The organism is Chryseobacterium sp. AC405b (assembly GCF_979258685.1).
Window position 1 is genome coordinate 2,301,177 of record NZ_OZ409877.1, and the last position, 13,607, is coordinate 2,314,783.

Sequence of the window (13,607 nt, forward strand, 5' to 3'; positions counted from 1 at the left end):
AAAAGTTTTTTTTAAAGCAGATTTATTCTTAACATTCAGTCAATCTAACTTCCCGGCAGATTTTTATTTTTCTTCTCTATAAAAGTAATATCCAATTCCTGTAATCAAAAACAGAGGCCAAAGCGGAAGTATAAAAAGGAAAATCGAAGTGATGACATTCCAGCCGGAGGAAACTGCTGCCAAAGATTTTGCTCCGAAACCTTCAGGTTTTTTTTCATTTGCGAGAAGGTTGTCGTTTCCGTACAAAGTAATTTCGACATCGCAAAAAGTATTGTTGACAAAATCCTGACCCGAAACATCAATTCCTTTATTTTCAACTTCTCCAATATTGTAGCTCAAATCATCCATCAGATAATCAAACTTCTGAATAGGAACTTTTACTTTCAGATAAGCGATTTTTCTGTTATTGTTGTTTAAAGAAATATTTTCGCTTTTTATAATCCCATCGTATTTTTTAACTTGTTCTTTTACGATTTCTTTTGCCGTATCCGCATCGCTTACATTGATCTCCAGTACTCCGGTTTTGATCATTTTGTTTTTTGAAACAATATGCTCATAATGGTCATTTTTTGGTTTCTCTTTGTAGATGACTTTGGTTTCTTTAATGATTTTGGGTGCCGGAACATTCACGACTATCTTTTCAGAATGTCTGTCTGACGAATCTTTTTTCTCAATTTTAGATTCCAGTTTCATATTGGTGATTTTGTCCGAAAGAGAATCAATGCTTTTAGAAGTAGATTCTATTTTTTCTGTGACGTCACTTTTCGTTTTTTCAAAATCTTTAATTTTGATACTTGCAGAATCGAAAACAGCTTCTGCTTCATCACTCACATTTTTTGCTTTGTTGCTCATGTCTGTTGCCAAGCTGTCTACAGAATTGACTGAGTTTTCTAATTGAGATGTTGTAGATTCTCCTTTTTTACACATAATGAAAGTGCTTAATGTCGCAACTAGTAAGATGTACTTTTTCATAAGATTATTTTTTTGTTGAAGTAAAATTATGCGGTTATAATCATCATGATTTGTAAAAGGAAAGTAATAATTTAGTAAAATTTTATTTGTTTGATAATCAGTGTTTTGTAAAATATTTGTAATTATTTTACAAAAAAAAATGTTAAATGTTAAAAATGTTAAATAAAAATTTTCTTTGGAGATATAATAATATTTACCTTTGCTTTTTGAGACTTTAATAATGAAACGTACTTTCTTGTTTGTATTGTCATTTTTAGCATTAGCTACAGAATTCAGTTGTAGAAGTATTTCTGTTCAGAAAAATGAATTTAAAAATGAAACTGTCGTGAATGTACCACAAGATAATGTTGAATTTTCAGAAGTTCGGAGATTAAATCGTGACGTTCAACTGAGCGAATATATGATTTTGACAAACTTTGATGAGACTCTGAAATTGTATGCTCAATTAGAAGATAAAAGATTTTCCCGATCAGAACCAATACCTGCACTTGAGGAAAATGAGTTTTTTCTGATGATGAAACCAAAAATGAAAAACGAGCCTTTTGGAGATATTGAAGTGACGAAAATTGAGATGAAAAATTCTGTTTTGAATGTATATTTTAAAGAAATAAGTAACCAGGAATATTTATCAAACAAACAAAAGAACCCAATTTTGATCCTGAGAGTTAAAGGTAAAGCACCATCCGGCATCAAAATGATAACTGTAAACAAATAATAATTAAAATTATTTAAAATATGAAGAAAAAAATACTCATTCTGGGCAGCTTGCTGGTTTTTTCTGCAGCGAGCTTTGCACAGCAAAATAATTGGAAAAAAGTTACTTCGAAGGTCGATAGTGAAGTTCGTGAGAATAATAATGTCAGAATTTCTGATTATACGCTTTTCACATTAAATGTTTCTGATATCCAGAATCAGCTGAAAAATGCATCTGACACAAATGCATATCCTTCAAAACAAGGTATTCTTCTTAGTTTCCCAAATATTCAGGGAGGTTTTGATACATATGAAGTGTATGAATCATCAACGATGCATCCGGATCTGCAGAATAGATATTCTGAAATTAAATCTTATTCAGGGTTCAAAAAAGGAGATCAGTCTGCAAGTTTGAGATTCACAATTGATCCTTATTTCGGTTTTAACGGAATGATGAGAAATGAAAGCGGAATTTATTATATAGATTCTCATACGAAAGACAACAATGTCTATAAAATGTATGACAGAAAAAAAGCGTCATCTTCAAATCAATTTGAATGCCTTTTCAACGGAGAATCTCAGTTGAGTAATGCTGTTGCGCAAAAGACAGTTATAGACGGTTTAAAAAGAACGTACAGACTTGCAATTACGACCACTACAGAATATACAGCTTACATTGCCGGTCAGGCTGGTGTAGGTACAGGTACTGATGCCCAGAAAAAAGCAGCAGTTCTTGCAGCTGTAAATTTAGCGGTTACTCGTCTTAATGAAGTTTTTGAAAAAGATGTTTCTGTAAGATTGCAGTTGATTGCCAATACAGATGCGTTATTTTTCATCAGCACAGATACTTTCAATACACTGAATGCAAGTCAGATGCTTTCAGAAAATATTACAGTTACCAACAATATAATAGGAGTTGCCAATTATGATTTGGGACATTTGTTTTTCCAGGCTAATGCAGGGAACGATAATGGTCTTGCGCAGACACCTTCTGTATGTAGTAACAATAAAGCCGGAGGTGTTACCGGTTCTGCAGTTCCTGTAGGAGATCCTTTTGTGATTGATTATGTTGCTCATGAGATGGGGCATCAGTTTGGGGCAATGCATACACAAAACAATAACTGTAACAGAAATACACCAACTTCTGTAGAACCGGGAAGTGCAAGTACTATTATGGGTTATGCAGGTATTTGTCCTCCAAACGTGCAGAACAATAGTGATGCGTATTTCCATGCAATAAGTGTTGCTGAAATGTACTTAAGATTAACAACAGGTGCAACATCCGTCTGCGGTACTAAAACTAATATCGCAAACGCAGAGCCTATTGCAAATGCCGGTTTAGATAAAAGTATTCCTTACAGTACCCCGTTTTTGTTAACTGCTACGGCAACTGATGCTAATAATGATGCACTAACTTACACTTGGGAACAGTTAGACTTTGGTGTGGCTACAATGCCTCCTGTATCAACCAATGCAGTGGGGCCTCTTTTTAGATCTATAATGCCTACAGCATCGCCTTCAAGATATTTTCCAAAATTGGCAAACATTGTTAATCCTGCTCTAGCAAGCACATGGGAGGTGCTTCCTTCTATTGCTAGAACCTTAAATTTCTCAGTTCTTGTTAGGGATAATAATCCTTTAGGCGGACAGACAGGAAGAGATGATGTAAAACTTACAGTAGTAAGTACTGCAGGACCTTTTACAGTAACTTCACAAAATACAGCAGGAATTGTTTGGACGGAAGGACAGACACAAGTAATCACCTGGAACGTTGCCAATACAACAGCTGCACCAGTAAGCACCCCTAATGTAACAATCTTATTGTCGAAAGATGGTGGTCTTACTTTCCCAACTGTTATCGTAGCAAGTACACCAAATAATGGTACTTACACTTATACGGTACCTGGAGGATTAGGAAATGTGAGTAACGCAAGAATTATGGTTAAGGCTATAGATAATGTGTTCTTGAATGTAAATTCACAAGGAATACAAATTGTTTCTTCAGGTGTCATAGTTCCTCCGGGTACTCCTGGAACACCGGGCACTCCTGGGACGCCAGGAACACCGGGTACTCCTGGAACACCGGGCGCTCCTGGAACACCTGGAGCTCCAGCTTCACCAATTTTCCAGGGAATGATGATTTATCCGGTTCCTTCGTATGATGGTTATGTTTATATAAAAACTGATTTCCCACCGAAATTTGATGAAGGCAGAAAACCTGCACCATACAAAGTTACCTATGAGATCTATGCAATGGATGGAAAATTGGTAATTCCGAAAAAAACAAGATATATTTTCTCCAGAACTGTTGATAACAGAGCAGATGAAAAAATCGATTTAACAGATCTTCCTACTGAAACGTACATGATTCATGTTACCGTTGATGACGAGAAAATTGTTAAGAAATTGTTGATGTTTACGAAAGCTAAGAAGAAATAAATATCAATTCAGCTACATAAAAAAACCGTTCTTATGAACGGTTTTTTTATGTTTAAAAAATCAATTTAAAGTTTCATGCTGCTTAAATTCACTGATAAAATGCAGTTTCACATTAGGGAATTTCTCTTGTGTCATATGAATTGTAAATGATGAATCAGCTAAAAACACCAATTGATTGTACTTATCTCTGGCCAAAAATCGTTGTTTTAATCTTGCAAATTCTTTATACTCTTCAGACTTCTCATCAGCTTCTACCCAACAAGCTTTGTGCATAGAAAGGGGTTCATAAGTACATTTTGCTCCATATTCATGCTCCAGACGGTACTGTATAACTTCATATTGAAGAGCACCTACTGTTCCTATAATTTTTCTGTTGTTCATTTCAAGAGTAAACAACTGTGCTACACCTTCATCCATCAATTGATCGATACCTTTAGCTAATTGTTTAGCTTTAAGAGGATCATTATTATTGATATATCTGAAATGCTCCGGAGAGAAACTCGGAATTCCTTTGAAACTGATTTTTTCACCCCCCGTCAAAGTATCACCTATTCTGAAACTTCCTGTATCATGAAGTCCGACAATATCTCCCGGGAAACTTTCGTCTACAACTTCTTTTTTATCGGCAAAAAAGGCATTTGGAGATGAAAACTTCATCTTTTTACCCTCTCTTACCAACAGATAATTTTCATTTCTTTTAAATGTTCCTGAAACAATTTTCACAAAAGCCAAGCGGTCTCTGTGTTTAGGATCCATATTTGCGTGAATTTTGAAAACAAACCCAGTGAATGCAGATTCTTCAGGTTTTACTATTCGGGTTTCACTTTCTTTTGGCTGTGGCATAGGAGCAATTTCTATAAATGCATCCAGTAATTCACGTACACCAAAATTATTTAACGCTGAACCGAAAAATACAGGTTGCAGATCGCCATTCATGTATTCTTCACGGCTGAACTCCGGATAAACAGATTGGATTAACTCTAATTCTTCTCTTAAGTTCTGAGCTGCTTTTGTCCCGATAATTTCGTCAATTGTAGGATCGTTAATGTCGTCAAATTTGATAGCTTCACCTACTTTCTGTTTCTTTTCTTCTAAAAATAGCTGAATATTGTTTTCCCAGATATTATAAATTCCCTGAAAATCAGCACCCATCCCGATGGGAAGAGAAAGCGGAACAACGCGTAAGCCTAATTTCTGCTCAACTTCATCCAACAAATCGAAAGCATCTTTACCTTCACGATCCAGTTTATTAATGAAAACCAGCATCGGGATATTTCTCATTCTGCAAACTTTCACCAGCTTTTCTGTCTGTTCCTCAACACCTTTTGCTACGTCAATGACAACGATTACAGAGTCTACGGCAGTCAAAGTTCTATACGTATCTTCAGCAAAATCTTTGTGACCGGGTGTATCTAAAATATTAATTTTATAGCCTTTATATTCAAATGCCAATACAGAAGTCGCTACCGAGATTCCTCTCTGTCTTTCGATTTCCATAAAGTCGGAGGTTGCCCCTTTTTTAATTTTGTTCGATTTTACAGCCCCTGCTTCCTGAATGGCACCTCCAAAGAGCAGTAATTTTTCTGTAAGTGTGGTTTTTCCGGCATCGGGGTGAGAAATAATTCCGAATGTTTTTCTTTTCTCTATTTCTTTGATTAAGTCTGACATAGTGTATTTTGAATTTGCAAAAATCGTGATTTTTATCGGATTCTGAAAATCGTATTTATGACTTGTTGAAACTTGATTTTCTTTTAAGCAAATAAGCAACTCCAAAACCTATTAAAACCATTCCTGCGCTGAAAGGGAAAATATATTTCATTCCGAAAATATCAGCAACACCTCCAATTAACGGACCGGCAATACCTAAAGAAAGATCGATGAAAAGTCCGTAACCTGCCAAAGCAGAACCCTGACTTGATGGAGAAACACTTTTAATAGCAACCACTCCGAGTGCAGGAAAAATTAAAGAAAATCCTAAACCTGTAACTCCGGCTCCTAAAAGTGCCATTTCTGAATTATTTGCAAGAGAAATAATAATTAATCCGATTGTTTCTACAAAAAGGCAGGCAATTGCGACTTTAATTCCACCATACTTATTGATAACATTGCTGAAAATCAATCTCCCTGTAACAAATAATCCGCCAAAAATACTCAAACACAAAGCTCCATTATTCCAGTGGAAATAATTGTAATACAGGGTAATGAACGTGGAAATACTTGCAAAACCAATCCCTCCCAAAGCAAGACAAATTCCGAAAGGGGAAACTTTGCCTAAAACCTTCCAGAAAGATTGAGATTCTTGGGTGTTGGTATTGGTGTAATTCATCTTAGTTTTAGCAAAAAGAAAACCTACAATTCCTACCAAAATTGAAAGAATTCCAATCCCGTTAAGACCAAATTTATGTTCGATAACAATTCCCAGAGAGGCTCCGATCGCCAAAGCTCCGTAACAGGCAATGCCGTTGTAAGAAATAATTTTTGCGGTATGCTTTTCACCGACTGCCATGATTGCCCAATTGATCGGGCTTGCTCCAATCATTCCTTCACCGCAACCAGTAAGAAGGCGTGTAATTATTAAAAATCCGAGACTAACGAAAGGTGATAATTTAAAATAATAAGCCAAAATAAGAAAGACTCCGGTTAAGGAAAAACTCAGCATACTGAATATAACTGCAGGTTTTGGCCCGCTTCCATCAATAATTTTTCCGGAATAAGCTCTTAGAAAAAAAGTTGCCACATACTGTAAACTAATCACAACTCCTGCAATCACCAAACTAAAGCCTAAATTTTTACTGATGAAAATCGGAAGAACCGAAAGTGATAAACCGATAATGAAATATCCTAAAAAAGTGAAACCAACGTATGTTAATAAGGGTAAATTTACGTTTTCGGGACGTTTGACTGCATGATCCATATTCATAAAAAATTAAGTTGCAAAGATACTTCATAGAAACCGTTTAAGCTGAATGTTTCTAAATGAATGATTGGAATAGTAGTCCGGATAATATAAAATGTCGGTTTCTTTTATTCTCGTAAAATCGATTATCTTTGTTTTCGGAAATTTTAAAATAGTATGGAAAAAAGCAAATACCCGAAATTTATTTTTAACTGGATTGGCGGTTTGGTGCTTTTTTCGGGATATATTACCGGAAGTATTATTGTTGCGCTGTTAAGTGCTGTTTACACCATTGTTTTCCGTGTTGACATCATGCAGAAGTCATGGTTTTTGATGCTTGCCAACACGTTGGTTTTTGTTTTGGTAATTGCTTTTTTTGATTTTTTTGTGGTAAGACCTGCAACTAAAATGAAACTCAATTTTAATTTTTCGCCCACTAATTTTTACACGTATCTCCTTATTTTTCCAATGATGCTTGGGATGATGTTTGTAGGAGAATTTTTCACTTCCCAGATTCCTGTTTCGGGGCCGTTTTTCGGGAAATATTACGAATTTTTTACAGATTTAATGAGCCAGCTTACAAATGATCCTGTGGTAATGGTAATCACTGCGGTAATGATGGCACCGATTTTTGAAGAGATTATTTTCAGAGGGATTATTCAGAAAGGATTGATTAATAATGGAATGCAACCCTGGAAAGCCATTTTATTCGCATCTGTTGTGTTCGGATTGGTGCATGCAAATCCTTGGCAGTTTGTTGGTGCGGTTTTGTTGGGCTGTGTTTTGGGGCTGGTTTACTACAAAACAAAATCATTATTGTTGCCCATGCTGTTACACGGTTTTAATAATTTGTGTTCGTCAATATTGATTTTTTACACCAAAAACGAAAGTTTTTCTGAAGCATTCAAAGTTTCGGAATGGATGATATTAGGAATAGGAATGGTGCTTTTTTCTCTGTTTTATTATTTGTTTATGAAACAATATAAAGTGCATTACTCTGAAATTTAATTTAAATGAAATTGAATATGGAATTATTAGTTGCGACACACAACATACATAAAAAAGAAGAAATTCAGCAGATTTTAGGCGATCAGTTTGTCGTTAAAAGCTTAACTGATTATAATATTCACGAAGAAATCGTGGAAGATGGAGATTCATTCAACGCTAATGCTCTGATTAAGGCTAAATATTGTTTCGAAAAAACAGGAATCCCAAGTTTGGGAGACGACAGCGGTTTGGTTGTGGAATCTCTTGATGGCAGACCCGGAATTTTCTCGGCACGGTATGCCGGTGATCACGATTTTGCTAAAAATATTGCTAAAGTTTTAAGCGAAATGGAATCTCTTGAAAATAGAAAAGCCTACTTCATTACCGTTTTATGTTATTATGATGAAAATGGCGCTCAATATTTTGATGGCAGAGTTCATGGAAATTTACTGACTGAAAATAAAGGACATCAAGGTTTCGGTTACGACCCGATTTTTGTTCCTCAAGGATATGAAAAAACTTTTGCAGAAATGGATCCTGAATATAAAAACCAGATCAGCCACAGAAAGCAGGCATTAGATTTATTTTTGGTTTTTTTAAAAGTGAAGGAATAATTCAGGTAATATAAAAGCGAATAAAACAGACGAAAATTGAAAATTATAATGCTGGATGATAAAATTAAATCAATCTCAACCTCAACCTTACCGTCAAACTTTTATCGTACATTTACCCCAATAAACTATTGATTTGAGTACTTATTTAACTATTTTAGGATTTAATTCAGCAATTCCTACCGTCAATACCTCTCCTACGTCTCAACTTCTTGAGATGGAAGAACGATGTTTTTTGATTGATTGTGGTGAAGGAACACAGGTACAGCTGAGAAAAGCAAAAGCAAGATTTTCAAAGATCAATCATATATTTATTTCGCATCTTCATGGTGATCATTGTTTTGGATTGCCGGGTCTTATTGCGTCATTCCGTTTACTGGGAAGGGATGTTCCGTTGCACGTTTACGGTCCGAAAGGAATAAAAAAGATGCTGGAAACCATTTTTACCATTACAGAAACACATCGCGGTTTTGAGATTGTTTATCATGAGCTTGATGCAAACGAGTCAGAAAAAATCTATGAGGACAATAGGGTAGAAGTCTATACAATTCCATTAGATCACAGAATTTACTGTAACGGCTATCTTTTTAAAGAAAAAAAGAAAGACAGGCATCTTAACATGCAGGAAATTTCAAAATACAAAGAAATTGAAACCTGTGATTATCACCATTTAAAGGCAGGAAAAGATTTTGAATTAAGCGACGGATATGTTCTTAAAAATGAAATTCTCACCACAGATCCTGCACTTCCGGTATCTTATGCTTTTTGCAGTGATACAAGATATTTAGAATCTGTGATTCCCATAGTAAAGAATGTGACGGTCTTGTATCACGAGTCTACTTTCTTACACGATCTGAAAGAAATGGCAGATTACACCGGTCATACCACAGCTCTGGAAGCGGCAAGGATTGCAAGACAAGCCGAGGTCGGAAAATTAATTTTAGGTCATTTCTCAAACAGATACGGTGATCTTACTGTTTTTACAGATGAAGCACGAACGGTTTTCCCAAACACATTTTTACCTAAAGCATTAGAAGTTGTAAAAATTTAAATGATGATGTTGAATTTTGAAGAATTAAAAGAATTTCTGAATGAAAAGGCTGATGTGTATAATAATTCTGAATTCATTCAAGATGATCCTATACAGATTCCGCATCGTTTTTCTCTGAAGCAGGATGTTGAAATTGCAGGTTTTCTGGCAGCAACCATTTCGTGGGGAAACAGAAAATCAATCATAAAATCGGCAGATAAAATGCTCGAAATAATGGGAAATTCACCGTATGATTTTGTCATGAATCATTCTGAAAATGATTTGAAATCGATTGAAGATAAAAGCATTCACAGAACTTTTAACGGTGAAGATTTTGCATACTTCATAAGACAGTTTAAGAGGATTTACATCGAAAATAAGAGTTTTGAAAATTTATTTACAATAAAAGAAACTGAAACCAATTTTTACCATGCCATAGAAAGGTTTCGTCAGAATTTTCTGCAAACTGAAAAACACAGAAGCCATAAGCATGTAAGTTCGCCCTACAAAAATTCATCATCAAAAAGAATCATCATGTTTTTGCGTTGGATGGTGCGAAATGACAATCGTGGCGTAGATTTTGGGATCTGGGAAAACATTGATTCCAGATATTTATCAATACCTTTAGACGTTCACACCGGGAACATTTCAAGAAAACTGGGTTTAATTTCCAGAACGCAGAATGATTGGAAAACGGTTTTGGAATTAGACGAAATCATCAGAAAATTTGATGAAAATGATCCTGCTAAATATGATTTTGCATTATTCGGATTAGGAGTTACAAAAGAATTATTTTAAACAAAAAATAATGAAAACATCACACGAGAAAATAGAATTTCTTGAAAAAATGGCAGACGGAATCACCTCATGGATTGGTTCTATACCGTCTCTCATCATTCATACGTTACTATTTACCACTTCATTTTTGCTGCCTGCTTTTGGTGTCGTTGATTTTGATAAAATGCTTTTGGTATTGACGACGGTGCTTTCTTTGGAAGCAATTTATCTTTCCATTCTCATTCAGATGTCAGTGAATAAAAGTCGTGAAAAAATTGAGGACATTCAGGAAGATATTGAAGAAATAAGTGAAGACATTGAAGATATTCAGGAAGACCTTGAAGAGATCAGTGAAGATATTGAAGAGATCACAGAAGATATTGAAGATATTCAGGAAGATATTGAGGAAATCAATGAAGATGAGGATGACGAAGAGCATATAGAAAGAGCTAAAAATGCTATTTTGAAAAACAATGTAAGTACCAATAGAAACGAAATCAAATTACTGAAAGATAAAATAAACGAGCTTCAGAATATGATTGATCAGATGAAGAAAGACTAGTTTCTAAAATTGATGTGATAATTTTAATGATCATAAATCATATTAACAATTTGTTATTAATTTAAAAATCTGTAGGTTAAACTTTAATCAATTAAGATTATTTTTATTATTTTTGAGCAAACAATAATAAAATGTTAAATTATCGATTAAAAAATTACTTTAAGATTAGTTTTGTTCTGCTATTCTTTTTAAGCATATTTTCTTATGCACAGAAAGGAAGAAGGCCCAACGCAAAGAAAAACATTCCTATGAATGCCAAAGCTGGTGATTATATAGATGTGAATGTCGCTCCTTATCCACAAAGTAATTTCACTCCCACACAGCTTGTTACCGACGTACTTGTAGGAAGTTCTGCAGGATGCGGAACACCCAATATTTCTAATGTTTCTATTAGTCCTAGTCAACCCATTACAGATAATGATCGTTTTTGGGGTTACTTTAATAAATCAACATCAGCTTTTCCTTTTAATGAGGGAATCGTTTTAACTACAGGCTATGCAAGAGAGGCAGGAAACACAGCAGTTACAAATGTTCTTGGCGGAAGCACAGGAACGGCTTCTGATCCTGATTTAGTTGCGGCTATAGGAACCACACAAAACCTTTTTGATGCAGTAATTTTAGAATTTGATTTCGTTCCGTCCAGTTCTCTAATGAAGTTTAATTATATTTTTGCTTCAGAAGAATATACAGGTGGATTCCCTTGTTCAAATTATGATGATGCATTTGCTTTATTGTTAAAACCTAATACGGCAGGTTCTACGTATACAAATTTAGCAGTTTTACCGGGAGGAGCCGGGCCTGTTTCGGCTACAAATATTGTTCCTCAAAACCCACTTTTTTCTTGTGGTCCGTATTAATGGGCAATATTTCGGTTCTTTACCACCCAATCAAATTAATTATTACGGAAGAACAATACCATTAACAGCAGAAGCAACTGTTGTTCCTGGGCAATCGTATCACATCAAAATGGTATTAGCTGATGCAAGAGACGGAAGTTATGATTCTGCTGTCTTTTTAGAGGCGGGTTCTTTTGATATTGGTATCAGTATTGTTGATGGTGCAGGAAATCCTGTTCCTGAAACTCTGAATGTATGTGACAATACACCACAGGTTTTACAAGCGCAAGTGGCTGCAAGTCCGGGTATGACATTCCAGTGGTTTAAAGATGGAGTAGCCATTCCGGGAGCAACCAATATTCAATATACGGCTACAACACCGGGAATTTACACAGTAAAAGTTACAGTTCCGGGTGGCAACTGTCCTGGAGAGGCAAAAGTAACCATCATAGGTGGTACAACTCCTGTTGCACAAAATGCTACGCTCAAACTTTGTACAACACCAAGTGTCTCAACATTTGATCTTAATTTAGCAAAACCATCTATCAGTACGACTCCAGGTGCGGTGTTTAAATTTTATGTGAATCAGGCAGATGCAGTTGCTCAAAATAACAACTTCATTACATCTCCGGAAATTTATAATGGTGCTGATGGTCAGGTTTTACACGTTTTAGTTTCCAATGGAATTTTTTGTAGTAAAGTGGTTACTTTAACATTACGTAAAGAAGCTACACCAATTGCGGCTCTCACAGCATCAAAATTAAAAATATGTTCTGGCGAATCTGTAACTCTTACAGCTTCTGGTGGAGTTACTTATCAATGGGAAGGTTTTGCAGGTACTGGTGCAGTACGTACAGTCTCACCTACACAAAATACTACTTACACAGTGTATGCAATTGGTGCACAAGGATGTAAATCTTTGCAGCCGATATCAGTTGTCGTAGAAGTAGTTCCGGCAATTACCTCTAATCTTACAGGTGGATTTATATGTGTCGGAGACAGAATCACCCTTGATGCAGGAGCAGGACCGAATTATACATATTCTTGGAGCACTGGTGAAACAACACAGACAATATCTGTAGGTACACCGGGACCATATACGGTAACAATAAGTAATGGAGTTTGTATTAAAATTTTTACGACTCAAGTTCTTTTGGCAATCATTCCGGAAATCATCAATGTTGACTACAGTGAAAGCGGAACGATGGTGATTACAGCAAGTAATCCTAGTAACGGACAGTTAGAATATTCTATTGATAATGGAGTAACTTGGCAGTCATCCAATGTATTTACAAACGTTGGTAAAAATGTAATTGTGCCTATTAGAGTTAGGGTAAAAAATACAAGTTGTGTCGGTACATTAGAGTATTTTACATTTATAATGAAAAATGTGATCACTCCGAATGGTGATAATGTAAACGATATGATCGATTTTAGAGGAATTAGTGATTTAAAAGATTTCCAGGCTGTAATATCTGATCGTTACGGTAAAGCAGTTTTCAAAGCTGAAAAAATAAGACCTTTCTGGGATGGTTATTTCCAAGGAAAAAAATTACCTACATCCTCTTATTGGTATCAGGTAACTTTTGAAGATCCTGCGAGTAAAAAACTTACTGTAAAAACAGGATGGATTTTGTTGAAAAATTTTGAATAACAACTTAAAACATAACAAAAAAAGACCGACTGATGTTCGGTCTTTTTTTTATTTGAATAGAATTATCTTTAATATATTATGTTTCATAAGATTATGTTAATAATAAGATAAATATTTCTGAATTAAATTTTAATCAAAAAAAATAGTATT

General features: G+C 35.1%; 12 protein-coding genes. 9 read left to right on the top strand and 3 right to left on the bottom strand.

Annotated features, from left to right (window positions below):
• Positions 1 to 63: 63 nt before the first annotated feature.
• Positions 64 to 972 carry a DUF4349 domain-containing protein gene (locus tag ACZZZA_RS11050; RefSeq protein ID WP_463431743.1) on the bottom strand — a complete coding sequence of 303 codons (909 nt, stop codon included), beginning with the start codon at positions 970 to 972 and terminating at the stop codon, positions 64 to 66.
• A 220-nt stretch (positions 973 to 1,192) separates the two neighbouring features.
• Here ACZZZA_RS11050 and ACZZZA_RS11055 point away from each other — a divergent pair, with 220 nt between their 5' ends.
• Together ACZZZA_RS11055 and ACZZZA_RS11060 are read left to right on the top strand one after the other, a co-directional pair.
• Positions 1,193 to 1,687, top strand: a complete 495-nt coding sequence (locus ACZZZA_RS11055) for a hypothetical protein (RefSeq protein WP_463431745.1) — start codon at positions 1,193 to 1,195, stop codon at positions 1,685 to 1,687.
• A gap of 20 nt (positions 1,688 to 1,707) precedes the next feature.
• Positions 1,708 to 4,104, top strand: coding sequence for a reprolysin-like metallopeptidase (locus ACZZZA_RS11060; RefSeq protein WP_463431747.1), 2,397 nt, complete (start codon positions 1,708 to 1,710; stop codon positions 4,102 to 4,104).
• A gap of 60 nt (positions 4,105 to 4,164) precedes the next feature.
• Here the strand turns inward: ACZZZA_RS11060 and ACZZZA_RS11065 are convergent, their stop codons facing one another.
• Both ACZZZA_RS11065 and ACZZZA_RS11070 read right to left on the bottom strand, forming a co-directional pair.
• Complete coding sequence (locus tag ACZZZA_RS11065) at positions 4,165 to 5,772, bottom strand: peptide chain release factor 3 (protein WP_463431749.1); 1,608 nt, start codon at positions 5,770 to 5,772, stop codon at positions 4,165 to 4,167.
• 55 nt (positions 5,773 to 5,827) lie between these two features.
• Positions 5,828 to 7,018 carry an MFS transporter gene (locus ACZZZA_RS11070; protein ID WP_463431751.1) on the bottom strand — a complete coding sequence of 397 codons (1,191 nt, stop codon included), beginning with the start codon at positions 7,016 to 7,018 and terminating at the stop codon, positions 5,828 to 5,830.
• A 159-nt stretch (positions 7,019 to 7,177) separates the two neighbouring features.
• On the opposite strand from ACZZZA_RS11070, the gene ACZZZA_RS11075 reads away from it, so the two are divergent.
• The 7 genes from ACZZZA_RS11075 (at position 7,178) to ACZZZA_RS11105 (ending at position 13,457) form a co-directional block, all read left to right on the top strand.
• Positions 7,178 to 8,008 (top strand): lysostaphin resistance A-like protein, encoded by an 831-nt coding sequence (locus ACZZZA_RS11075; protein ID WP_463431752.1) that lies wholly within the window; start codon positions 7,178 to 7,180, stop codon positions 8,006 to 8,008.
• Between the two features lie 11 nt (positions 8,009 to 8,019).
• Entirely contained in the window at positions 8,020 to 8,601 is a 582-nt protein-coding gene (gene rdgB / locus ACZZZA_RS11080; protein WP_463433758.1) for an RdgB/HAM1 family non-canonical purine NTP pyrophosphatase, read from the top strand.
• 133 nt (positions 8,602 to 8,734) lie between these two features.
• Positions 8,735 to 9,649, top strand: a complete 915-nt coding sequence (locus tag ACZZZA_RS11085; protein WP_463431753.1) for a ribonuclease Z — start codon at positions 8,735 to 8,737, stop codon at positions 9,647 to 9,649.
• A 6-nt stretch (positions 9,650 to 9,655) separates the two neighbouring features.
• Positions 9,656 to 10,426, top strand: a complete 771-nt coding sequence (locus ACZZZA_RS11090; RefSeq protein ID WP_463433760.1) for a TIGR02757 family protein — start codon at positions 9,656 to 9,658, stop codon at positions 10,424 to 10,426.
• Between the two features lie 10 nt (positions 10,427 to 10,436).
• Entirely contained in the window at positions 10,437 to 10,967 is a 531-nt protein-coding gene (locus ACZZZA_RS11095) for a DUF1003 domain-containing protein (RefSeq protein ID WP_463431754.1), read from the top strand.
• A 131-nt stretch (positions 10,968 to 11,098) separates the two neighbouring features.
• Positions 11,099 to 11,824: a choice-of-anchor L domain-containing protein gene (locus tag ACZZZA_RS11100; protein ID WP_463431755.1), complete on the top strand. Its 726-nt coding sequence runs from the start codon at positions 11,099 to 11,101 to the stop codon at positions 11,822 to 11,824.
• Positions 11,811 to 13,457, top strand: coding sequence for a T9SS type B sorting domain-containing protein (locus tag ACZZZA_RS11105; protein ID WP_463431756.1), 1,647 nt, complete (start codon positions 11,811 to 11,813; stop codon positions 13,455 to 13,457). Before ACZZZA_RS11100 ends, ACZZZA_RS11105 begins: the two co-directional genes overlap by 14 nt.
• The last annotated feature ends 150 nt before the right edge of the window (positions 13,458 to 13,607 follow it).

Bases quoted from the DNA above. Each gene is read 5' to 3' on its own strand.
- ACZZZA_RS11050 (WP_463431743.1), bottom strand. From the start codon at position 972: ATGAAAAAGTACATCTTACTAGTTGCGACATTAAGCACTTTCATTATG.
- ACZZZA_RS11055 (WP_463431745.1), top strand. From the start codon at position 1,193: ATGAAACGTACTTTCTTGTTTGTATTGTCATTTTTAGCATTAGCTACA.
- ACZZZA_RS11060 (WP_463431747.1), top strand. From the start codon at position 1,708: ATGAAGAAAAAAATACTCATTCTGGGCAGCTTGCTGGTTTTTTCTGCA.
- ACZZZA_RS11065 (WP_463431749.1), bottom strand. From the start codon at position 5,772: ATGTCAGACTTAATCAAAGAAATAGAGAAAAGAAAAACATTCGGAATT.
- ACZZZA_RS11070 (WP_463431751.1), bottom strand. From the start codon at position 7,018: ATGGATCATGCAGTCAAACGTCCCGAAAACGTAAATTTACCCTTATTA.
- ACZZZA_RS11075 (WP_463431752.1), top strand. From the start codon at position 7,178: ATGGAAAAAAGCAAATACCCGAAATTTATTTTTAACTGGATTGGCGGT.
- ACZZZA_RS11090 (WP_463433760.1), top strand. From the start codon at position 9,656: ATGTTGAATTTTGAAGAATTAAAAGAATTTCTGAATGAAAAGGCTGAT.
- ACZZZA_RS11095 (WP_463431754.1), top strand. From the start codon at position 10,437: ATGAAAACATCACACGAGAAAATAGAATTTCTTGAAAAAATGGCAGAC.
- ACZZZA_RS11100 (WP_463431755.1), top strand. From the start codon at position 11,099: ATGTTAAATTATCGATTAAAAAATTACTTTAAGATTAGTTTTGTTCTG.